The following is a 21,856-nucleotide window of genomic DNA, read 5'->3' as shown; positions in this document are numbered from 1 at the left end:
ACAGCCGCACCCGCCGAGGCGATGCCGCCCTACTTCACCCGGCGCAGATGCGACGGCCCTCCCGGCGGGCGGCGCCGGCGGAACGGCGGCTGGCCACGCCAGTAGCGGATCACCAGCCAGCCGAACAGCATGCCGCCCAGGTGGGCGAAATGGGCCACTCCCGGCTGCCAGCCGGTGAAGCCCAGTACCAGCGAAAGCGCGCCGAACACGACCACGAAGGTGCGCGCCTTCATCGGGATCGGCGGGAACAGCAGCATCACCTGCTGGTTGGGGAACAGCATGCCGTAGGCCAGCAGCAGGCCGAACACGCCACCGGACGCACCCAGCGTCGGATACGCACCACCGCCCTGGCTGACCGACCACCAGCCCACCGCCAGCTGGCACAGGCCGGCGCCGGCCACGCAGATCAGGTAGTAGGCAAGGAAGCGACGCGGCCCCCAGGTCGCCTCCAGCGGCGCGCCGAACATGTACAGCGCGAGCATGTTGAACAGCAGGTGGCCGAAACCGCCGTGCAGGAACCCGTAGGTCAGCAGCTGCCAGGGTTGGAAATTCTGGCCCGGCGAGAACGGATCGAAGCCCATTTCGCTCGGTGGCCAGAGCATGAAGGCGGCGAAGGTGCTGTCGCCCAGCACCTGCTGCAGCAGGAACAGCGCGCCATTGGCGATCAGCAGGGCCTGGGTGACGGGAGGCAGTCGCGAGAGCATGCGTCGCGGCTCGATGGGAATGGCCGGCCATCATAGCCGCCCCCGCTCATCCTGCAGCCGCAGGGAGCCCTGCAGCGCGACGCGGAAGATCGATCGATCCATTCCGCGGCCCGCACCAGGTCTATTGCTCCGGCCCCCAGACCGCCTCGTCCAGGTCGCGCGGGCCTTTCGCCCGTCGTACCCGGCCAGCCTCCACGCGCACGCCCTCGGCGCGCAGCCGCCGGCACTGCTCGCGGTAGCCGCTGGAGCCCTCGGGGAACGCGATGCGCCCGTCCGCGCGCAGCACGCGGTGCCAGGGCAGCGCGGGATCCTCGTTGCCGGCCAGCACCCGCGCAGCCAGCCGGGCGCGTCCCGGCAGGCCGGCACGCCGCGCCACCTCGCCGTAGCCGGCGACGCTTCCTGCAGGAATCGCACGTACCGCCGCGAGGATGCGACGTGTGGATTCCTCGCTGGAAGACGCGGCAGCCATCAGCCGCTAGCATACCCGTGGGGGATCACAAGGACGGACATGCGCAATTTCGAACAGATCCGCAGCCACCTGCTGACCGCCGGCTTCCGGCTGACCATGCAGGATCCATACGTCGCCTGCGTCGAGCTCTCGCTGGAGGGCGGCAGCCGGCACCAGTCGATTTTCCTGTCCGAACTGGACGGGGACGACGAGCAGCGCCCCCTGCTGAGGGTCAGCACGGTGATCGCACCGACCACCGGGATCGATGCCCGGCGCGCGCTGGTATTCAACTGGCAGAGCAGCGTCGGCTACCTGGCCATCGGCGAACTCGATGGCGTGCCCTACCTGCAGCTGTGCGAGAACCGCCCGTACGACGGCCTCACCCCGGCGGAGGTCGAGCGCCTGGTCTTCGAGATTGGTGGCCTTGGCGACCGCATGGAACGCGCACTGTCGGCCGAAGGCGACCTGCTCTAGCCGGCCCGCAAGCGATGGCCCTGTGGAGCGGGGCCCGCCCCGCTGCTCCCACGGGTAACGCGAACTCAGCGTAGAGCGGGCCTCGCCCGCTCTACGCCGCGGCCATCAGGTCAAGCCGGCCGCTTCGATGGCCCTGAAGATCAGGTAGGCCACGCCGGCCGCGGCCGGGATGGTCAGGATCCAGGCCCAGATGATCCGCTCGACGACGCCCAGCTTGAGCGCGCGCGGATTCTTGGCGAAACCCACGCCCATGATCGCGGTGGAGATGCTGTGCGTGGTCGACACCGGCATGCCGAAGTGCGCGGCCACGGTCAGCACCGTGGCCGAGCTGGTCTCGGCGGCGAAGCCATGGATCGGGTGCAGCTTGACCATCTTGTGGCCGAGCGTCTTGATGATCCGCCAGCCGCCGGACGCCGTGCCGAGTGCCATGACGATGGCGCAGGTGATCACGATCCACAGCGCGATTTCCTTGTCGCCGCCGGCACTTGGGTGCAGGAACGCGAGCCACCCCGGCAGGTTGTCGAGGGTACCGGCCGCCTCTGCGCCCATCAGGGTCAGGGCGATGATGCCCATGGTCTTCTGCGCATCGTTGTGGCCGTGGGCGAAGCCCATGTAGCCGGCCGACAGGATCTGCGCCTTGCCGAAGAACGCATTGACCCAGCGCGGCCGGGCCAGCCGCCGCAGCACGCCGCCGGCGCGGGCCATGCCGGCGATGATCGCCCACAGCAGCACCATCATCGTCACGCCGAGCAGGAAGCCGGCCACCGGCGAGGTGATCATCGGCAGGAACACCTTCCACAGCAGGCCCTTGTTCTTGGCCCAGTTGCCGACCGGCTCGGACCAGATCAACGCGCCCCAGTCGTTGTGCGCGGCCGCCAGCGCGGCGCCGCACAGGCCGCCGATCAATGCGTGCGAGGAGGAGGACGGCAGGCCGAACCACCAGGTGATCAGGTTCCAGGTGATGCCGCCCAGCAGCGCGCACAGGATCACCTGCGAGGAGGCTTCGACGACTTCGGTGTTGATGATGCCGGTGGCGATCGTCGCCGCCACCGCGGTCCCCGTCAGCGCGCCGACCAGGTTCATCACCGCCGCGAGCGACACCGCCGCGCCCGGGGAAAGCACCTTGGTCGCCACCACGGTGGCGATGGAATTGGCGGTGTCGTGGAAACCGTTGATGAACTCGAAGACGAGCGCGGCAAAGATCACCACCAGCACGAGGGTCAGCATCGTGGCGGTCCGTCAGCTGTTCTTGAGCACGATCTGGTAGGCGACCACCCCGGCCTCGCGGCACCGGTCGATCGCCTTTTCCAGGATCTCGAAGAACTCCTTGAGCAGGAACATCTGCAGGTGGTCCAGGCGGCCGGAATAGATGTCGCGGTACAGCTCGAGCATCAGGCGGTCCGCTTCGTTCTCGATCGCGCGCAGCTTCTCGTTGAGCGCGGTCATCCGGTCCAGGTTCATGTGGCGCAGTTCGCGGACCATGTCCACGACCACGCCGGCGGCCTGCTCGAGCATGGCGGCGCGCGGGGCGAAGTCGATATGCGCCAGGTGCTGGGTCGCCAGCGAGTAGCGGTCGGCGAACTTCTCGACCTGCTTGGGGATCTTGTACAGCGCCGAACCCAGCGCCTCGATGTCCTCGCGCTCCAGCGGGGTGATGAAACTGTCCACCAGCGCCTTGCCGATCTTCTCCGATGCGGTGCGTTCGCGCTGGCGGGCCAGCTTGAACGCATCCAGCGCCGGCTGCCGGTCGGCGGCCTTCATCATCTGGTAGAGGGCCTTGGTGCTGTCGTGCGCAGCCTCGGCCGCTTCGTCCAGGAGCAGGAAGAATTGCTTGCCGGAGCCGAAGATCGTCTGCAGGGAGAACATGATTGGAGGTCCGCCGCCTCGGGAGGGGCGGCCAAATGCCGCGGAATTATGACAGCCTGCACAGCCGGCCGGGAACCCGGCCCTTGGGGGCCGTGACGCGGCCCGCACGGGGAGGCTCTGCTAAGATGCGCCCGTGCCTACGGCACATCCTATGGACGACGACCCTCCCTCCCCGCTCCGCAGCCGCTTGCGTCCCGCGCCCACCGGCCTCCTGGTTCCATCGCCATGCCGCGGGGTGCCTCCCCATGGCTGAACTCCTGGTCGTGCTTGCCCTGGTCCTGCTCAACGGCTTCTTCGCGATGTCGGAGATGTCGGTGATGACCTCGCGCAAGAGCCGGCTCAAGCAGCTGGCCCAGTCCAGCAAGCGCGCGGCCAAGGCGCTGGCGCTGTCCGAGAAACCCGAGAGCTTCCTGTCCACGGTACAGATCGGGATCACCCTGATCGGCGTGCTTACCGGCCTGTTCGGCGGCGAGGCCATCGGCCTGGCCATCGCCGGCTGGATCGAGCGCGTCCTTCCCGCTCTGGACCCGTATGCCGAGACCATCGGCAAGTTCATCGCGGTCGGCCTGATCACCTTCCTCACCCTCATCTTCGGCGAGCTGGTGCCCAAGCGCGTGGCGATCACCGCGCCCGAGCAGATCGCCAGCTTCGTCGCCATGCCCATGGGATGGCTGGCGAGGATCGCATTCCCGTTCGTGTGGCTGCTTTCGCACACCACGCGACTGGTCCTGCGCCTGATCGGCCTGGGCAAGGACCAGGCCAGCACGATCAGCGAAGAGGAGATCCGCATGCTGGTGGCCGAGAGCCACGAGCAGGGGGTGATCGATGCGCACGAACGCGACATGGTCAACCGGGTCATCCGCCTGGGCGACCGCACCGCAGCCAGCCTGATGACGCCGCGGAACCGTATCGCCTGGCTCGATACCCGGGTCCCGGCGGAGGAGAACCTGGAAACCATGCGCGAGCACCAGTTCTCGCGCTATCCGGTCTATCGCGACAACGACCAGGACGTGGCCGGCATCCTCGAGGTCAAGTCGCTGCTCCTCCACGCGCCGGGCGCGCTGCCGGACGACGGCATGTTCCGCAACCTGCGCGCACCGTTGTTCGTGTCCGAATCCACCCATGCGATGAAGCTGCTGGAGATCTTCCGCGAGGAACAGCAGTCGGTGGCGCTGGTGGTGGACGAGTACGGCGAGATCCAGGGCCTGGTCACGATCAGCGACCTGATGGGCGCGATCGTCGGCCGGCTGCAGGCCACCGAGAACACCGACGAGGACGCGCTGGTGGTGACGCGCGACGACGGCTCGCTGCTGGTCGGCGGCACCCTGCCGACCGAGGACCTGCGTGAACTGATGGACGGCGCGGCGCTGCCGGACGCCGAAGAAGGCGACTACCACACCCTGGCAGGCATGTGCATCGCGCACTTCGGCCGGATTCCGCATGTCGGCGAGCACTTCGACTGGGCCGGCTGGCGGATCGAGGTGGTCGACCTGGACGGCGCGCGCGTGGACAAGCTGCTGCTGCGCCGCCTGCCGCAACACCACGGCGATGAACTCGCCGACTGACCCGGCGGGAGGGCCACCCTCCGGCTCGACGCCGTCCGGGCCATCGGGCAATGGCATCGCCCGGCTGCTGCAATCATTCACCCATGGCGACCCCGACCAGGTCCTGACCCTCGACGGGCTGCTGCAGGGACTGGGCCGCACCGCCTTCGGCATGTTCCTGTTCGTGTCGATCCTGCCGGGATTCATCCCGATTCCCGGCGCGGGCGGTGTTGTCAGCGGCCCGCTGGTGATGCTGATCGGCCTGCAGCTGCTGGTCGGCCTGCGCCGGCCGTGGGTCCCCGGCTTCATCGGCCGTCGCGGCCCGCGACGCCGCACGATGGCGCGATTCTGCAACCGGATCACGCCCTGGATGGCCCGGCTCGAACATCTGGTCCGGCCGCGCCTGCAGGTACTCACCGGCAACCGCGCGGCGAACGCCTTCACCGGCCTGTTGCTGGTGGCGCTGGGCCTGCTGCTGGCGCTGCCGGTGCCGATGACCAACTACCTGTTCGCCGGCACGCTGCTGCTGTTTGCACTGGCGCTGATGGAACGCGACGGCGCGCTGCTGCTCGCGCTGTGGCTGGTGTCCACCGCCTCGCTGCTGTCGATGGGCCTGTTGTCGGAGCGGCTGGTCGTCGTGCTCGGCCGCTGGCTGGAACAGCTGTTCTAGCGTCCGCTCAGCGGCCGCGGCGCGCCAGCAGGTGGGCGAATTCGGTCGCGCTGATCGGATGGCTCAGCCAGTACCCCTGGACCAGGTCGCAGCCGCGTTCGCACAGCAGGTTGTACTGCGCTTCCTTTTCCACGCCCTCGGCCACGACCGTGATCCCGAGCGAATGGGCCATGGCGATGATCGCCGTGGTCAGGGCGAGGTCGTCCGGGTCGCGCTGCAGGTCGGCCACGAAGCTGCGGTCGATCTTGACCCCGTCCACCGGCACGCGGCGCAGGTGGCTCAGCCCCGAGAAGCCGGTGCCGAAGTCGTCCAGCCAGACCTTGACCCCGGTGCTGTGCAGGCGCGCGAGCATCGCCGCGGCCTGCAGCTCGTCGCTGATCACCGCGGTCTCGGTCAGCTCGAGGTGCAGCGAGGACGCCGGCAACCCGGTCTCGCGCAGGCACTCGGCGACGATGTCCGGCAGGTCGCCCTTGCGCAACTGCCGTGGCGACACGTTCACCGACACGAACAGGCGGTCGTTGCCGTCGCCCATGCCGGCCCAGCGCATCGCCTCGGTGCATGCGGTGCGCAGCACGCGCGGACCGATGCCCTCGATCAGGCCGCTCTGCTCGGCGACATCGATGAACACCGACGGCGCGATCATGCCCAGCATCGGGTGCTGCCAGCGCAGCAAGGCCTCCGCGCCGACCACGCGGCCGTCGCTGGTCCGGCAGACCGGCTGGTAGACCACGCTCAACTCGCCGCGCTCCCACGCACCGCGCAGCTCCTGCTCCATGTGCACGCGGCGCTCGACCGCGTGGTCCATGGCACGGCTGTAGAAGCGATGGCCGTTCTTGCCCGCGACCTTGGCCTGGTACATGGCGATGTCGCCGTTCTTCATCAGCGCGCTGGCGCTGGAGGCGTCCTCGGGGAACAGGGTGATGCCGATCGACGTGCCGAGGAACACCTGCCGGTCCTGGATGTCCAGCGGCCGGCGCAATTCGGCCACCAGCACTTCGGCCAGGCGCGTGGCGGCGGCGCGCACGTCGCCTTCCTGGATCAGGATCACGAATTCGTCGCCGCCGAAACGCGCCAGCAGCGCGTCGTCTCCGCCGTACTTGTCCACGGCTTCGCGGATGCGGTTGGCGAACTGCAGCAGCGCCTCGTCGCCGGCTTCATGGCCCAGGGTGTCGTTGACCCGCTTGAAGTCGTCGATGTCGGCGAACAGCAGGGCCAGCTGGCGGCCGGCGCCGCGCAGCAGCATCAAGCGGTGGTCCAGGCTCTCGCGGAAGGCCAGGCGGTTGGTCAGGCCGGTCAGCGCGTCGGTATAGGCCATGCGCCGCACTTCGCGGTCATGCCGGGCTACGGCCTCGCTCATCCGGCCGAAGGTGCGGACCAGGTCGCCCATCTCATCGGTGCGCGCGCTGTGCAGGCGCTCGACCGTGTAATCGCCCGATTCGATCCGCCGCGCGGATGCCGCCAGCCAGCGGATCGGCCGGACCAGGGTGCGCTGCACGTGCCAGGCGGCGAGGATCGAAACCAGCGCCAGCAGGCCGAGCGGCAACGCAAGCCAGCCCAGGTGGCGCTTGGCGAGGTCGTCCATCAGCGCGCCCAGCTCGGACAGGTTCCTCTGCTCGTAGCGTCCGGCCACCTGCAGGTCCAGGCCCACGCGGACACCGCCCACCCGTTCGCTGCCGACCATGACGGGCGTCGACGCGTCCACCACCGTCGGCGAGACCTGCACGTGCAGGCCGTCCGCGGCGATGGCCTGGGCGGCGAGCGGATCGTCCATCCGCTTGCCGAAATCGGCGATCTCCACCGAGCCGTCGTGCACCAGCCGGCCCTCGAGGTCGTACACCCGGATGTAGTCGACGAGGCTGTCGCGCGAGTTGTCGCGCACCACGGTGCCGATGGCATCCAGGTCGCGGTAGTACATGGGGTTGGCGAGACGCTCGGCGACCCGGCGTGCCAGCGACGCGGCATGGTCGCGCAGGTAGGTGTCGACCAGCCGGTGGACCGCTTCGCGACTGATCGATTCGGTCTCCTGGCGCATCTGCTGCTGGCGCTGCATCAGCAGCACCAATACCAGCACCACCACGCCCAGCATGAGCGTGATCGCCACCAGGAAACGCGCCTGCAGGCCGAACCTGGGCTTCATTCGACCTCCGCGCGTACGCGCTGCACGCCCTTCTTCAGCACTTCCAGCGCCCGCTCCGAGTCCCGGTCCAGGGCCAGGAAGCGCGAGGTGTTGAAGAACAGCTTGAGTGCATCGCGTGCGGCCGGGTCGTCCGCGGCCTGCAACAGGACCTCGCGCAGCCTCGCCTCGACCCGCGGCTCCATGCCCGCGCGCACCAGCTCCAGCGCGCGCGGATAGGAATGGCTCTGGTGGATGACGCGGAAATCGGAGCGGAATGCGTCCGGCACGCGCTGGGGATCGTCCCAGTCCACGCTGCTCAGCGCACCGGCGTCGACCATGCCCTTGTGCACCCAGGAGGCGATATTGAGTTCCGATCGCGCAAAGACATACCCGACCCGGTCCTCCGATGGCACGTCCGAAGGCGCCAGCAGGATTTCCGGCGAGAGATGGGCGTCCAGCAGTTCGGTCATCGGCACCATGTAGGCGCTGGTCGAGGCGGTGCTCTGCAAGGCCAGGGTATGGCCGCGCAGGTCGCGCAGGCTGCTGATCGGGCGGTCCTTCCGCACGAAGAACACCGTGCGGTAGCTGCTGACGCCGTTGCGCTCGGTCAGCAGCAGCGGCCGGGCCGCCACGCGCTGCTGCAACTGCACGGCGGTACTGGCCGTTTCGGTGACCCAGTCGACCCGGTTGCGGCGCAGGTAACTGGCCATCTGCTGGGCGTCGCGTGCCATCAGCACGCGCCCTTCGGTGATGCCCACGTCGCGCATCCGCGGCACGACGTAGTCCAGCAGCGGCTTGAGCTGGGCGTAATGGGCATTGGGGTCGTCGCTGATGCGGCCGAGCACCAGGACATGGGCGTCCTCGGAAGCGTGGGCCGGAAAGCCCATGGCCACGACGGCAGCACAGCACGCCGCCTGGATCCACTTCCGAGCTCTGGACAACGCACGCCCCCTGATTCCGATGCCAAAGCCTAGCGAAAACCTGCTCAGGGCGACAGACGTCCGCCCTCGCCCTCGCCGGCCAGCCGTGCCATCCGCTGCGCATCGGCCAGGACCCCGCGCAACAGGCGGACCTCGTTCACGGTCAGGTCGGTGCGCAGGAACAGGCGGCGCAGCTTGCGCATCGCCGAATCCGGGCTCCGGCCCTTGTGGAAATCGATCGCGTCCAGCGTCTCGGCCAGCTGCGAGAAAAAGCCCTCGACCTGTTCATGCGTGGCCCCCAGGTCGTCGGACCGGGGGATGGCCGCGTCCGCTGGGGCGGCCGCCAGCAGCGCCAGGCGCAGCTCGTAGGCCAGCACCTGCACGGCCGCGGCCAGGTTGAGCGAGCTGAACGCCGGGTCCGAAGGGATGTGGACCGAGGCGTGGCACAGCTGCAGCTCCTCGTTCGTCAGCCCGGTGCGCTCGCGCCCGAACACCAGCGCCACCGTATCGGCAGCGGCGAACTGGAGCAGGCGACCGGCAGCCGCATCGGGCTCCAGTTGCTCCAACTGCACCCGCCGGCTGCGCGCGGTGCAGCCCAGCACGAGCCGGCAATCGGCGACGGCCTCGGCCAGGGTCGCGTGGACCGGTGCGGACTGGAGCAGGTCCTCGGCGCCGGCCGAACGCCTCTGGGCGTCATCGTCGAGCGGCTTCTCGGGGGCGACCAGGACCAGCCGGGACAGGCCCATGGTCTTCATCGCGCGTGCGGCCGCGCCGATGTTGCCGGGGTGCTGGGTGCCGACCAGCACGATGCGGATGTTCCCGGCGAGGTCGGGGGCGGCAGTCGATTGGGGTACAGGAGCAGGCATGGTGCAGATGGTAAACTGCCCGACCGGCCATGCGGGCCGGACCGCTCTTTACCTTCGCCCGTTCCGTCCCTGCCCTCCCGGGAGCTTTCGCCATGCAATCCCCCGCCGTCAACGTCATGGTCAAGGCCGCCCGCCTCGGCGGAAACGTCCTGCTCCGCCACATCAACCGCCTCGATGCGCTGAACGTGGTCGAAAAGCAGCGCATGGACTACGCGAGCGAGGTCGATGCCGACGCCGAGAAGGTGATCGTCAAGGAACTGCGCCGGGCCTACCCGGACTATGGCGTGCTCGGCGAGGAAGGCGGCCACCAGCCGGGCCGGCAGGGCCGCTTCCAGTGGGTGATCGACCCGCTCGACGGCACCAGCAACTACCTGCGTGGCTTCCCCCACTACTGCGTCTCGATCGCCCTGGTCGACAACGGCGAGCCGATCGACGCAGTGATCTTCGACCCGCTGCGCAACGAGCTGTTTACCGCCAGCCGTGGCGCCGGCGCGGTGCTCAATGACAAGAAGATCCGCGTGGCCGACCGCAAGGACCTGGCGGGCGCCGTGGTCGGCACCGGCTTTCCGCCGCGCGAGCGCCCGCGCGCCAGCGCCCAGCTCAAGTGCGTGGATTCGCTGCTGGTCCATGCCGAGGACGTGCGCCGCACCGGTTCGGCCGCGCTGGACCTGGCCTACGTGGCCTGCGGCCGCATGGACGCCTACTTCGAGGCCGGGGTGAAGGCCTGGGACATCGCCGCCGGCGTGCTGCTGGTGCGCGAGGCCGGTGGCCGCATCTGCGATTTCCGCGGCGCCGGTACCGCGCGCATGGACGAGCGAGGCCCGGAAGCCCGGCAGATCATCGCCGGCAACGTGAAGGTCGCCGGCGAACTGCAGAAGCTGGTGGTGAACACCGGGTACGCCGCAGCGTTCAACTGAGCCAGGCGCGGCGCCCCCGCGGCCCGCATCCCGGCCTCCCATCCCTGCCGCACCTGCGGCACGGTCAAAGAAAAAGCCGCCCCGAGGGGCGGCTTTTCTGTGGCGTTGCCGCGGCCCTGTTACGGGCGCCGCGCCAGCGCCTCTTCGTCCTTGGCCTTGGGCAGCAGGTCCTGCTTGGTGACCTTGAGGAAACCTACCGTCAGCAGCGGGCAGGCGATGAAGATCGAGGACAGCGTGCCGATCACCGCACCGATCATCTGGCTCATGGCCAGGCCTTCCAGCGAGCCGCCGCCGTACAGGTAAAGCGCCAGCACCGACAGGAAGAACACCACCGAGGTGATGATCGTGCGCGACAGGGTCTGGTTGATCGAGCGGTTCATCACTTCCAGCGGCTCGACGCGCAGGCTGCGGAAATTCTCGCGGACGCGGTCGAACACCACGATGGTATCGTTGATCGAGAAGCCCATCACCGCCAGCAGGCCGGCGAGTACGGTCAGGTCGAAATCGCGGCCGGTCCAGGAGAAGAACGCCGCCGTCACCAGCACGTCGAACAACGTGGTCGCGGTGGCCACGACCGCGAACTTCCACTCGAAGCGGGCGCCGATGTAGATCAGGAAGCCCACCACCACGAACAGCGCCGCGTACAGGCCGTTGCGGGCCAGCTCGTCACCCACCTGCGGGCCAACGAACTCCGTGCGCTGCAGGTTCGCGGCGTTGTCGGGCAGGGACGCGGCGGCAAGCACCTCCTGCGCCGTGCGGTTGTTGGCATCGGTGGTGGTCTGGCCATCGCGCGGCTGCAGGCGGACCAGCAGGTCGTTGCCGCTGCCGAAACTCTGCACCTGCGCGCCCTCGTAACCGGCCGAAGCCAGGCGTTCGCGCACGCCATCGATGTCGACCGCATGGTCGAACCGCACCTCGACCACGGTGCCGCCGGTGAAGTCCAGGGCGTAGTTGAAGCCATTGACGACGACGGTACCGATCGAGGCGACGAACAGCAGCGCCGCGATGGTCAGGGACACCCAGCGCATCCGCATGAAGTCGATGCGGGTGTCGTTCGGGATCAGGGTCAGCGGGAAGATATTCATGTGTGTGTTTGCTTCCCGTCAGATGGCCAGGGACTTGAGCTTCTTGCGGCGGGCATAGACCAGCGTGACGATCGCGCGCGAGACGGTGATGGCGGTGAACATCGACGCCAGGATGCCGATCATCAGGGTCACGGCGAAGCCCTTCAGCGGGCCCGTGCCGAAGGCGTACAGGGCGATGCCGGCGATGATCGCGGTCAGGTTGGCGTCGAGGATGGTGCCGCTGGCCTTGTCGTAACCGGTGACGATCGAGGTCTTCGGCGGCACGCCGGCACGCAGTTCCTCGCGGATGCGCTCGTTGATCAGCACGTTGGCGTCCACCGACAGGCCGATCGACAGGGCCAGGCCGGCGAAGCCCGGCAAGGTCATGGTTGCGCCGAACAGCGACATGACCGCGACCACGATCAGCAGGTTGAACATCAGCGCCACGCCGGTGATCAGGCCGAACATGCGGTAGTACACGCCGAAGAACACCAGGGTGAACAGGAACGCGTACAGCACCGCGGTCACGCCGCGCTCCACGTTCTCCGCGCCCAGGCTCGGGCCGACGATGCGCTCTTCGACGAAGTCCATCGGCGCGGCCAGCGAGCCGGCGCGCAGCAGCTTGGCCAGGTCCTCGGCCTCGGCCTTCTCAAGACCGGTGGTCTGGAAATTCTTGCCGAATACGCCTTGGATGGTGGCGGTGTTGATCACCTCTTCCCTGACCCGGAAGCTGCGCACCTCCTCACCATTGACCATGGTCACCTGCGGGACGCGCTCGGTGAACACCACCGCCATCGGCTTGCCGACGTTGGCGCTGGTGAAGTCGAACATGCGGTCGCCGCCCACGTTGCTCAGGGTCACGCTGACGCCCGGCTGGCCATTCTGGTCAACCATGGCCGAGGCGGTCTGCATCTGATCCCCGGTGACAATCACGCGCTTGCTCAGCAGAACTGGCTCACCGGTGCGGCGGTAGAAAACCTTGGCTTCCGGTGGCACGCGACCGCTGGCGACAGCATCGGCGGCATTGCCGTCGATCACCGCGCGCCATTCGAGCGTCGCGGTAGCACCGATCATGCGCTTGGCCGCCGCGGTGTCCTGCACGCCGGGCAGCTGCACGACGATACGGTCGTTGCCCTGGCGCTGGATGATCGGCTCGGCCACGCCCAGCTCGTTGACGCGATTGCGCAGGGTGTCGATATTCTGTTTCAGCGCACCTTCGGAAATGGCACCCAGTTCGGCTTCCGGAATCCTCACGACCATACGGCTGCCCGCGCCTTCCACGGCCAGGGTCGGCATCACCTTGGCCAGCTGCTCGCGGGCCTTGGCCGGGTCGGCGTCGGAGGCCAGGGTGATGGCGATGCTGTGGTCGGCGCGACGGTCGACCGCGGTGTAGCGGATGCGGTTGTCGCGCAGGGTCACGCGCACGTCTTCCACGTAGGCATCGACGCGCTTCTCCAGCGCGGCCTTCTGGTCGACCTGCAGCACGAAGTGCACGCCGCCCTGAAGGTCCAGGCCCAGCACCATCGGAGCGGCGCCGATCCGGTCCAGCCACGGCGGCACATTGGAGGCCAGGTTCAGGGCGACGGTGTAGTTCTCGCCCAGGTTGCTGCGCAACGCGTCCGCGGCCAGGGTCTGCGCGTTGGCGTCGGCCAGGCGGACCATCAGGCTGTCGCCTTCCACCGCCACCGACTTGGGCTGCACGGCGGCGGCCTCGAGGTAGCCACCGACCCGGGTCTTCAGCGCATCATCCAGCGCCGCGCCACGGTTGCCGGTGATCTGTACGGCGTAGTCACTCTGGTAGATGTTGGGCAGCGCGTAGACCACGCTGAGCGCCAGCACCAGCAGGATGACGAAGTACTTCCAGCGGGGAAATTCGAGCATTGCGGGACCCCGCGCGGTCCCGCCCCGCGGGACCACGCTCATCGGTGGGACGGGAGGATCAGGCGGACTTCAGGGTGCCCTTGGGCAGCACGTTGCCGATGGCCGCCTTCTGCACGCGGACGCGCACGTTGTCGGCGATCTCGACGGTGACGAAGTTGTCGCCGATGTCGGTGACCGTGCCGGCCACGCCGCCCGAGGTGATGACCTCGTCGCCGCGCGACAGTTTGTCGAGCATGCCCTTGTGTTCCTTCTGCCGCTTCATCTGCGGGCGGATCATCAGGAAGTACATGATCGCGATCAGGATGATCGGGAACAGCAGCATGCCGAAGCCGCCGCCCTGCGGTTGGCCACCGGCGGCCTGGGCATGGGCGGCCGGGATCAGGAGGTCGAGGAAGCTCATCGGGATCGTCCAGTTTTGCGGAAAATAGCCGCGGAGTATGCCATAGGGGCGACCCGGGCCGGTTGCAAGGCCTGCCTGTGACCGGTTTTACGGCCCGGGGTTCCCCATGGGGGCTACCGGTCAGGCCGGATCGGCGGGCACGGCAGCGCCGCGGGCCGCGTAGAACCCCGTCCGGAAGGCCTGGAACCGGCCTGCCTCGATCGCCGCGCGCATGTCGGCCATCAGCTTCTGGTAGTACCAGAGGTTGTGCAGGGTGCCGAGCATCGGCGCCAGCATCTCGTTGCAGCGGTCCAGGTGGCGCAGGTAGCTGCGGGTGTAGCCACCGGCGCAAGCCACGCAGCCGCAGCCCGGCTCGATCGGGTCCATGTCGCGCTCGTACTTCGCGTTGCGGATCCGGACCGTGCCGAAGGAAGTGAAGAAGTGCCCGTTGCGGGCGTTGCGGGTCGGCATCACGCAATCGAACATGTCCACGCCGCGAGCCACGCCTTCGACCAGGTCCTCGGGACGGCCCACGCCCATCAGGTAGCGTGGCCGGTCGGCCGGCAGGCGTGGATGCAGGTGTTCGAGCATGGCGTTGCGCTCGTGCTCGGGCTCGCCCACCGCCAGGCCACCGATCGCATAGCCGTCGAAGCCGATCGCATGCAGGCCATCCAGCGAACGGCTGCGCAGGTCCGGATAGACGCTGCCCTGGACGATGCCGAACAGTGCGGCGTCGTTGCCCAGTTCGTCGTGCGCGTTGCGCGAACGCTGCGCCCAGCGCAGGCTCAGCTCCATCGAACGCCGGGCGACGTCCGCGGTGGCCGGGTACGGCGTGCACTCGTCGAAGATCATCACCACGTCCGAGTCGAGCACCTGCTGGATGCGCATGCTCTCCTCCGGGCCCAGGAACACCTTGGCGCCATCCGTCGGCGAAGCGAAGGTCACGCCCTGCTCGGTGATCTTGCGCCGGTGCGCCAGCGAGAACACCTGGAAACCACCCGAATCGGTGAGGATCGGCCCGTTCCAGCGGGTGAAGCCGTGCAGGCCGCCATGCGCGCCGATCACCTCGAGGCCCGGACGCAGGTACAGGTGGAAGGTGTTGCCGAGGATGATCTCGGCGCCCAGCGCGCGGACCTGGTCCGGCAGCACGCCCTTGACCGAGCCATAGGTGCCGACCGGCATGAACGCCGGCGTCTCCACCGTGCCGCGCGGGAAAGCCAGGCGGCCGCGGCGCGCCGCGCCATCGGTGGTCTGGAGCTGGAACTGCAATCGGGACATTGAACTACTGGGGACGTTGGGGGACGTATTGTCGCCGATCGGCTTCCGCACCGGATGCGTGGCGGCTGGCGACGCAAGTCCCCGGGGCCGGCGCGGCTCGGGCTAGGCCCAGGCAGTGGCTGCGGCGCGTCTTCGCGCCTGGGAATCCTGCCCCCACAGCAGCATCGCGTCGCCGTAGGAGAAGAAGCGGTAACGCTGCTCCACCGCGTGGCGGTAGGCATCGAACACCCGCTCTTTGCCGGCGAAGGCCGACACCAGCATCAGCAAGGTGCTTTCGGGCAGGTGGAAGTTGGTCAGCAGCGCGTCGACGCTGCGGATCCGGTAGCCGGGGAAGATGAAAATACGGGTTTCGCCGGCAAAAGGCGCGAGCTCGCCGTCGCGCATCGCGCTCTCGAGCGCGCGCACCACCGTCGTACCCACCGCCACCACCCTGCCCCCGGCTTCGCGCGTGCGCCTCACCTGCGCGACGAGCTCGGCGCCGACGTTGAGCCATTCGCTGTGCATGGTGTGCTGGCGCACGTCGTCCACCCGCACCGGCTGGAAGGTGCCCGCGCCCACGTGCAGGGTCACGTGTCCGAACTGCACTCCGCGCTCGCGCAGCGTGGCCAGCAGCGGCTCGTCGAAGTGCAGGCCGGCGGTGGGCGCGGCCACGGCGCCCACCTGCCTGGCGAACACGGTCTGGTAGCGCTCGGCATCGTCCTGGCCCGGCTCGCGGCGGATGTAGGGCGGCAATGGCAGGCGGCCGACCTTCAGCAGCCACGCCTCCAGTCCGCCCTTGACCTCGAAGCGCAGGTCGTAGAACTCGCCATCGCGACCCAGCACCTCGGCCCGGCCGCCGCCGTCCAGCGCGATCTTGCTGCCCGGCTTGGGCGACTTGCTTGCGCGTACCTGGGCACGCGCCTGCTCGCCGGGCAGCAGCCGTTCGATCAGGATCTCGACCCGGCCGCCGCTGTCCTTCTGTCCGAACAGGCGCGCCGGGATCACCCGGGTGTCGTTGAACACGAGCAGGTCGCCCGGCTGCAGCAACCCGGGCAGGTCGCGCACCTGCAGGTCGGAGAACGCACCCGTGACCGGCGGCACGAGCAGCAACCGGCTGGCGGATCGCTCCGCCAGCGGGGCCTGGGCGATCAGTTCCTCAGGCAGCGCGTAGTTGAAATCGGACTTCTTCAAGGCAGCGGTTCGGCGGGCGCCTGGGCGCGGGTGGAAGCCGCCCATTGTAGCGGCCCGCCCCGGTTGGCCCGCGAAGCCTCAGCGCTCGAACTTGGTCGACAGCACGATGGCCGAGGAGGTGCGCTCGACCCCGTCGATCGCGCCGATCCGGTCGGTCAGCAGGTCCATCTGGTGCACGTCGGCCACCACGCCCAGCGCGACCAGGTCGTAAGTGCCGCTGACGGACTGCAGCGTGCGCACTTCCGGGATCGCGTGCAGTTCCTTGACCACCACAGCCATCTTCTTGGGAAACACGGTGATCATGATGTGCGCCCGGATCCGCGCCTGCTCCACGCCTTCGTCCACGCGCACGGTGTAGCCGCGGATCACGCCGGCGCGCTCGAGCCGGTCGATCCGGCTCTGCACCGTGGTCCGCGACAGGTCGAGACGGCGCGCGATCTGCGCGGTCGAGGCGCGCGCGTCCTCCCTGAGCAGGGACAGGAGCTGTTCGTCGGCATCGGTGATCTTCAATTCGCCCGTCCGGTTTCGTCGATTCGACGAAATTCAATGGATTCCTGCGCGGATCATAGCTGCCAATCGACGATCCCATCCAGATAATAGGCTGATAGCCCATTGTCAGGGCCCTTTGTCCGGGAGATCCGCATGTCCGTCCTTGCCCCCCTCGCCCCTCTGCGCTCGCACGCAGGCCAACGCCTGACCGCCGGCCTGGACGACGCCAGCGTCACCCGCCTGGCGGGCTCGCATCCGGACCTGTCCGCCGCCATCGAGGCTGCCGCTGCGGAGTACGCCCGCCTGCGCAATGACATCACCGGGCTGCTCGACCTGGACGAAAGCGCGCAGATCGAGGCGCTGCAGGCCGGCTTCGTCAACTTCTATGCCGACGACTGCATCACCCCCTATGTCGCCCTCGCCGCGCGTGGCCCCTGGGTGGTGACCCTCAAGGGCGCCGTGCTGTACGACGCCGGCGGCTACGGGATGCTCGGCTTCGGCCACGCCCCGGCCGCGGTGCTCGAGGCGATGGCCCGGCCGCAGGTGATGGCCAACGTGATGACCCCCAACCTGGCCCAGCACCGCTTCATCGGCGCGCTGCGCCGGGAAATCGGGCAGTCCCGCGGCGGTTGCCCCTACGAGCGCTTCATGTGCCTCAACTCCGGCTCCGAAGCCGTGGGCCTGGCCACCCGCATCGTCGACATCGCCGCCAAGCTTCAGACCGACCCGGGCGCGCGCCACGCCGGCGCGACGATCAAGCGCGTCGTGGTCAAGGGCAGCTTCCATGGCCGGACCGACCGCCCGGGCCTGTATTCCGATTCCAGCCGCCGCGCCTACGTGCAGCACCTGGCCAGCTACCGCGGCGAGGACTCGGTGATCGTGATCCCGCCCTACGACGTGGCCGCGCTGCGCCAGGCCTTCGCCGACGCGGCGACGAAAGGCTGGTTCATCGAAGCGGTGTTCCTGGAGCCGGTCATGGGCGAAGGCGACCCGGGCCGCGCCGTGCCGGTGGAGTTCTACGCCGCCGCGCGCGAACTGACCCGCGACCACGGCAGCCTGTTGCTGATCGATTCGATCCAGGCCGGCCTGCGCGCGCATGGCGTGCTCTCGCTGGTCGACTACCCCGGCTTCGAGGGCGTCGAACCGCCGGACATGGAGACCTACTCCAAGGCGCTCAACGCCGCCCAGTTCCCGCTGTCGGTGCTGGCGGTGACCGCGCACGCCGCCTCGCTGTACCGCAAGGGCGTGTACGGCAACACCATGACCACCAATCCGCGCGCGCTGGAAGTGGCCTGCGCGACGCTGGCCCTGCTGACCCCGCAGGTGCGCGAGAACATCCGCGTGCGCGGCGCACAGGCCGTGCAGAAACTCGAACGCCTCAAGGCCGAACTCGGTGGCCTGATCACCAAGGTCCAGGGCACCGGCCTGCTGTTCTCGTGCGAACTGGCCCCCCAGTTCAAGTGCTACGGCGCCGGCTCCACCGAGGAATGGTTGCGCCAGCAGGGCGTCAACGTGATCCACGGCGGCGAGAACTCGCTGCGCTTCACCCCGCACTTCGGCATGGACGAGGAAGAGCTCGACCTGCTGGTGTCGCTGGTCGGTCGCGCCCTGCGCGAGGGTCCGCAACGGGAGCAGGCCTCGGCGGCCTGAGCACTTCCCCATCCTGCGCATGCGCGAACGCCCGGCCTGGACCGGGCGTTCGCGTTTCCGGGCGAGCCCTTCCGCTCCTTGCCGCTATCGCGCGGGCTTGCCTGCCTGCGCGTCGTGCTCATCGAACCGGCGCAGCGACCCGGCGATCTTCGCCTTCGCCTCGGCGGCATCGCCCCAGCCATGCAGTTCGACCGGATTGCGGCCCTCGGGCAGGTCCTTGTAGACCCTGAAGAACGCCTCGATGCGCTGGCGCTCGACCAGCGGCAGGTCGGCCAGGTCGCGGATGCCGGCGTAGGTCGGATCGACCTTGTCGGTCGGCACACCGATGATCTTCTCGTCCTGCTCGCCCTTGTCGAGCATGCGCAGCACGCCGATCGGGCGGAACCTGACCAGCACGCCCGGACTCAGCGGCTCGCGGGTCAGCACCAGCGCATCCAGCGGGTCGCCGTCGCCGGCCAGCGTGCGCGGCATCGAACCGTAATTGGCCGGATGGGCCACCGGCATCGACTGGAAGCGGTCGACGTAGAGCAGGCCTGCCTCGTTGATCTCGTACTTGGTGAAGCTGCCGGCGGGGATCTCGACCGCCAGCAGCACTTCGTCCGGCGCCTGTTCCGGCTGCGTGGCGAGGAACGGATGGCGCACCTGCGGCTCCAGCGCGGCCGCGGTCCATGGCAGCGCAAGCAGGCAGAGCCATGCCATGGCGCGCATGCACACGGGCTTGGCACGCCGGCGCACCCGGGCCGCGGGCGGACGCACGGCGCCGCTCATTCCCAGCACCGGTCGGCGCGGCCCTTCAGGGTCTGCGCCCGCGCGCAGTTGCGTTCCTCGATGCGACCTTCAGGCAACTCGACCAAGCGCCTCGCGTCGCCCTCGTCCACCAGTTCGAAGGCATCGTAGAGCCGCCCGGTGGCGGTGCGCGCCTCGTAGCGCAGCCGATCGCCCTCGATGCGCAGCACCTGGAACAGCTGGATGTCCTCGGCGACGGGCCGCATCGTCTTGCGGGCCTGTTCCGCCAGCCGGTACTGCTTGGCGCCGGCCACGGACACCACGAACACCGGTGTCGGCTCGTCACCCGCCAGGCGCCGCCCGTAGACATGGTCGTGACCCTGCAGGACCAGGTCGACGCGATGCCTGCGGATCACCGGCAGCAGGTGCCGGCGCAGCATCGCATTGTCGCGGCCTTCGCGCGGCGAGTAGAACGGCTGGTGGGTCAACACGATGTTCCAGCGCGCGGTGCTGGCCGACAGCACGCTTTCCAGCCAGCGTGCCTGTGCCTGCGCCGTGCCGAGGTCCAGTGCCGAGGTGCCATCGACGACCGCCACGCGCACGTCCTGGTAGTCGAACCAGTAGCTGGTGCGCTCGGCACCCGGTGCCCCGTTGCCGGGCAGCGCGAACTGCAGTGGCCAGTGCGCGCCGAGCACGCGGCGCTCCTGCGGGGTGTCCTCGAACTCCTCGAAGTATTCGTGGTTGCCCGGCGCCGGCGCGACTACCATCGAAGTCGGCAGTGCTCCGCCGGCTTCGAACCACTCGCCCCATTCGTTGTCGTCCTCGCCATCGCCGCCGCTGACCAGGTCACCGGCGAACAGCGCCAGCCGTGCGTCTGGCGCCTGCCGCATCGCCTCGCGCACCACGCGGGTGGTGAGGCTGACGTTCTTGTTCTGGGTATCGCCGAAGTACAGCAGGGTCAGCGGCGCACCGGACGCCGCGGCTGTGTGGGTGTGGTGCCAGGCGCTCCAGGTGCCGCCCCCCTGCACGCGCCAGGCATAAAGCGTGTCCGGCTGCAGCCCGCCGACCTCGGCACGGTGGTGGTGCGCCGTGCCGTTCTCGGTACGCAGTTCGCGCGATGTCGCCCTCGCCCGTACCGGCGCGCCCATGTCGGGAGAGTCGCCCGCCACCACCACTTCCAGCAGCGGCGAGTCGACGCTCGCGTCGGTACGCCATGCGACCGAGAAGCCGGTCGCCGCCGCCTGCGCCGGCGAGGCGACGACGCGGTCGGGGAACACGGTGGGCGCATAGCGCACGACGCCCGGCGGCACGCGGGTGTTCGGCTCCGGCAGCCGCGCGGCCTCCTGCGCGAGTGCCGGCAGGGACCCCAACGAAAGCGCGACGGCAAGCAGCGCCTGCGCCGTGCGCCCGATGCCACGCCTCAACGCATGCACTTCGGCAGCCCCAGCGCGGCGGCGATGTCGCGCCAGTCGAACGCGGCTACCCCCAGGTCCAGGTGGGAGGCGTAGAACACGCCCTCCGGGAAGCGCGCGTCACCGCGTGCGTCCAGCCATACGCCGTCGGTCAGCCCGGCCTTCTCGCCAGCGAAGGAACCGGCGTGGGCCAGGCTGCGGCGGTCGAACAGGTGGAACACGGTGCGGTCGGCGAACTGGTCGCTGGCCACCCACCAGCCGCTGCCGTCGGCACAACGCATCAGCGCGATGCCTTCGGCCTGGGCGACGTATTGCCCTCGCCCCACGTCGCGGCCGAGGTAGCGACCCTGCAGGTCGTATTCGCGCAACCGGGTCCCGGTGGGCACATCCTCCTCGGCCACCAGCAGGCGGTTGTTGTCGGCGTCGCCGAACAGCGACTCGGGCACCCTGATCGCACCGGCCGCGCTGGTATCGCCGAAGGTGCCCGCCGCGCGTGCGCTCCACGCCCCGCTGGCGTGACTCAGCTCGTAGCGACGGAAGCGGCGGTCAAGCTGCGCCAGCGGTGGAACGATGTCCTCCCCCTGGGCGTCCTCACCCGCCATGTAGGCGTCGCTGACCAGGACCTCGTAACCGTCGCCCTTGCGCCGTACCCACAATCCGTAGGGCTGTTGCAGGGCGTCGTCGCCGAACGCCAGCAGCGGGGTGAAGTCCGGCAACTGGAACATCTGCACGCGGCGGTTGTCGCGCTCGACCACGAAGGCGTAACGGTCATCGATGGTGGCGATGCCGTTGGGACGCTGCAGCTTGCCCAGTGCGGTTCCGGTGCCGCCAACCGTGCGCAGGCGCTGGCCCGTGTCGCCGTCGTAGACCACCAGCAGGTCGGTGGCCTTGGCCGTGGCCACGAGCATGCGCCGCCCATCCTGGGACCAACTGGCGGGCGAGTCGATGTTGTCATCCGGCGTCGACGCGGTAATGAACGCTTCCCGCACCACCACGTGCGGCACGTCATGGTTCCGCAACAGGACGTCGTCGGCCTCGTATTCGTCCGGCTCGCGCCCGTCACCGGTGCCGGCGAGGGGTGCGGTCGAACAGGAAGCGAGCAGCAGGACGAACGCCGGTACAAGACAGCGGAAACTCATGCAGGTATCCCCGGATGGTGGTTTGACGGAATGCGGAGAATCCTATGAAGCAATTGTGACAACCACGAGAACCCGGCGCGCATGACGAGAAGGCTCGTGTCACATCGGTGCCACATCGCGCGGTGAAAGTTCCGTTCATTTAC

21 protein-coding genes are annotated in these 21,856 nt (G+C 68.9%); 5 read left to right on the top strand and 16 right to left on the bottom strand.

The window, feature by feature from the left end; translation table 11 throughout:
* Window positions 1–29 precede the first annotated feature (29 nt).
* On the bottom strand, window positions 30–704 hold the full coding sequence (locus CSC65_RS03550) for a rhomboid family intramembrane serine protease (RefSeq protein ID WP_162408611.1): 675 nt from the start codon (window positions 702–704) through the stop codon (window positions 30–32).
* A 121-nt stretch (window positions 705–825) separates the two neighbouring features.
* A complete protein-coding gene (locus CSC65_RS03545; RefSeq protein ID WP_162408610.1) occupies window positions 826–1,173 on the bottom strand; it encodes an MGMT family protein in 348 nt (115 codons plus the stop codon).
* A 39-nt stretch (window positions 1,174–1,212) separates the two neighbouring features.
* On the opposite strand from CSC65_RS03545, the gene CSC65_RS03540 reads away from it, so the two are divergent.
* Complete coding sequence (locus tag CSC65_RS03540) at window positions 1,213–1,626, top strand: hypothetical protein (RefSeq protein WP_162408609.1); 414 nt, start codon at window positions 1,213–1,215, stop codon at window positions 1,624–1,626.
* Window positions 1,627–1,731: 105 nt separating this feature from the next.
* Here CSC65_RS03540 and CSC65_RS03535 read toward each other — a convergent pair whose 3' ends face one another.
* On the bottom strand, window positions 1,732–2,853 hold the full coding sequence (locus tag CSC65_RS03535; RefSeq protein ID WP_162408608.1) for an inorganic phosphate transporter: 1,122 nt from the start codon (window positions 2,851–2,853) through the stop codon (window positions 1,732–1,734).
* A 12-nt stretch (window positions 2,854–2,865) separates the two neighbouring features.
* Window positions 2,866–3,492 carry a DUF47 domain-containing protein gene (locus CSC65_RS03530; RefSeq protein WP_162408607.1) on the bottom strand — a complete coding sequence of 209 codons (627 nt, stop codon included), beginning with the start codon at window positions 3,490–3,492 and terminating at the stop codon, window positions 2,866–2,868.
* A 245-nt stretch (window positions 3,493–3,737) separates the two neighbouring features.
* On the opposite strand from CSC65_RS03530, the gene CSC65_RS03525 reads away from it, so the two are divergent.
* Entirely contained in the window at window positions 3,738–5,057 is a 1,320-nt protein-coding gene (locus CSC65_RS03525; protein ID WP_162408606.1) for a hemolysin family protein, read from the top strand.
* Entirely contained in the window at window positions 5,041–5,706 is a 666-nt protein-coding gene (locus CSC65_RS03520) for an exopolysaccharide biosynthesis protein (protein ID WP_162408605.1), read from the top strand. The genes CSC65_RS03525 and CSC65_RS03520 overlap by 17 nt, the downstream gene beginning before the upstream one ends.
* 7 nt (window positions 5,707–5,713) lie before the next feature.
* Here the strand turns inward: CSC65_RS03520 and CSC65_RS03515 are convergent, their stop codons facing one another.
* The 3 genes from CSC65_RS03515 to CSC65_RS03505 all read right to left on the bottom strand — a co-directional run bounded on the left by CSC65_RS03515 (window position 5,714) and on the right by CSC65_RS03505 (window position 9,608).
* Complete coding sequence (locus CSC65_RS03515) at window positions 5,714–7,843, bottom strand: putative bifunctional diguanylate cyclase/phosphodiesterase (protein ID WP_162408604.1); 2,130 nt, start codon at window positions 7,841–7,843, stop codon at window positions 5,714–5,716.
* Entirely contained in the window at window positions 7,840–8,709 is an 870-nt protein-coding gene (locus CSC65_RS03510; RefSeq protein WP_162408603.1) for a phosphate/phosphite/phosphonate ABC transporter substrate-binding protein, read from the bottom strand. Before CSC65_RS03510 ends, CSC65_RS03515 begins: the two co-directional genes overlap by 4 nt.
* 98 nt (window positions 8,710–8,807) lie before the next feature.
* Window positions 8,808–9,608 (bottom strand): RNA methyltransferase, encoded by an 801-nt coding sequence (locus CSC65_RS03505; protein WP_162408602.1) that lies wholly within the window; start codon window positions 9,606–9,608, stop codon window positions 8,808–8,810.
* A 92-nt stretch (window positions 9,609–9,700) separates the two neighbouring features.
* On the opposite strand from CSC65_RS03505, the gene CSC65_RS03500 reads away from it, so the two are divergent.
* On the top strand, window positions 9,701–10,525 hold the full coding sequence (locus CSC65_RS03500; RefSeq protein WP_162408601.1) for an inositol monophosphatase family protein: 825 nt from the start codon (window positions 9,701–9,703) through the stop codon (window positions 10,523–10,525).
* A 119-nt stretch (window positions 10,526–10,644) separates the two neighbouring features.
* Here CSC65_RS03500 and secF read toward each other — a convergent pair whose 3' ends face one another.
* The 6 genes from secF to CSC65_RS03470 all read right to left on the bottom strand — a co-directional run bounded on the left by secF (window position 10,645) and on the right by CSC65_RS03470 (window position 16,807).
* Window positions 10,645–11,610, bottom strand: a complete 966-nt coding sequence (gene secF / locus CSC65_RS03495; RefSeq protein WP_162408600.1) for a protein translocase subunit SecF — start codon at window positions 11,608–11,610, stop codon at window positions 10,645–10,647.
* 18 nt (window positions 11,611–11,628) lie between these two features.
* Window positions 11,629–13,470, bottom strand: coding sequence for a protein translocase subunit SecD (secD, locus tag CSC65_RS03490; RefSeq protein ID WP_162408599.1), 1,842 nt, complete (start codon window positions 13,468–13,470; stop codon window positions 11,629–11,631).
* 58 nt (window positions 13,471–13,528) lie between these two features.
* Window positions 13,529–13,870 (bottom strand): preprotein translocase subunit YajC, encoded by a 342-nt coding sequence (gene yajC / locus CSC65_RS03485; protein WP_162408598.1) that lies wholly within the window; start codon window positions 13,868–13,870, stop codon window positions 13,529–13,531.
* 120 nt (window positions 13,871–13,990) lie between these two features.
* Window positions 13,991–15,127, bottom strand: coding sequence for a tRNA guanosine(34) transglycosylase Tgt (gene tgt / locus CSC65_RS03480; RefSeq protein ID WP_162408597.1), 1,137 nt, complete (start codon window positions 15,125–15,127; stop codon window positions 13,991–13,993).
* A gap of 102 nt (window positions 15,128–15,229) precedes the next feature.
* The gene (gene queA / locus CSC65_RS03475) at window positions 15,230–16,342 is read right to left on the bottom strand and encodes a tRNA preQ1(34) S-adenosylmethionine ribosyltransferase-isomerase QueA (RefSeq protein WP_162408596.1); all 1,113 of its coding nucleotides are present in this window, start codon (window positions 16,340–16,342) and stop codon (window positions 15,230–15,232) included.
* A gap of 33 nt (window positions 16,343–16,375) precedes the next feature.
* Complete coding sequence (locus CSC65_RS03470; RefSeq protein WP_162408595.1) at window positions 16,376–16,807, bottom strand: Lrp/AsnC family transcriptional regulator; 432 nt, start codon at window positions 16,805–16,807, stop codon at window positions 16,376–16,378.
* A 132-nt stretch (window positions 16,808–16,939) separates the two neighbouring features.
* Here CSC65_RS03470 and CSC65_RS03465 point away from each other — a divergent pair, with 132 nt between their 5' ends.
* Complete coding sequence (locus CSC65_RS03465) at window positions 16,940–18,436, top strand: aminotransferase class III-fold pyridoxal phosphate-dependent enzyme (RefSeq protein WP_162408594.1); 1,497 nt, start codon at window positions 16,940–16,942, stop codon at window positions 18,434–18,436.
* Between the two features lie 84 nt (window positions 18,437–18,520).
* Here CSC65_RS03465 and CSC65_RS03460 read toward each other — a convergent pair whose 3' ends face one another.
* From CSC65_RS03460 to CSC65_RS03450, 3 genes are all read right to left on the bottom strand, one after another.
* Complete coding sequence (locus CSC65_RS03460) at window positions 18,521–19,135, bottom strand: inorganic diphosphatase (protein ID WP_202922822.1); 615 nt, start codon at window positions 19,133–19,135, stop codon at window positions 18,521–18,523.
* A 65-nt stretch (window positions 19,136–19,200) separates the two neighbouring features.
* A complete protein-coding gene (locus CSC65_RS03455) occupies window positions 19,201–20,586 on the bottom strand; it encodes a purple acid phosphatase family protein (RefSeq protein WP_425501303.1) in 1,386 nt (461 codons plus the stop codon).
* Window positions 20,583–21,713 (bottom strand): phytase, encoded by a 1,131-nt coding sequence (locus CSC65_RS03450; RefSeq protein ID WP_162408592.1) that lies wholly within the window; start codon window positions 21,711–21,713, stop codon window positions 20,583–20,585. The genes CSC65_RS03455 and CSC65_RS03450 overlap by 4 nt, the downstream gene beginning before the upstream one ends.
* Between the last annotated feature and the right edge of the window lie 143 nt (window positions 21,714–21,856).

This window comes from Pseudoxanthomonas daejeonensis (genome assembly GCF_010093205.1).
Lineage (GTDB): Bacteria > Pseudomonadota > Gammaproteobacteria > Xanthomonadales > Xanthomonadaceae > Pseudoxanthomonas > Pseudoxanthomonas daejeonensis.
This window is presented reverse-complemented; position numbering and strand designations above follow the sequence as displayed.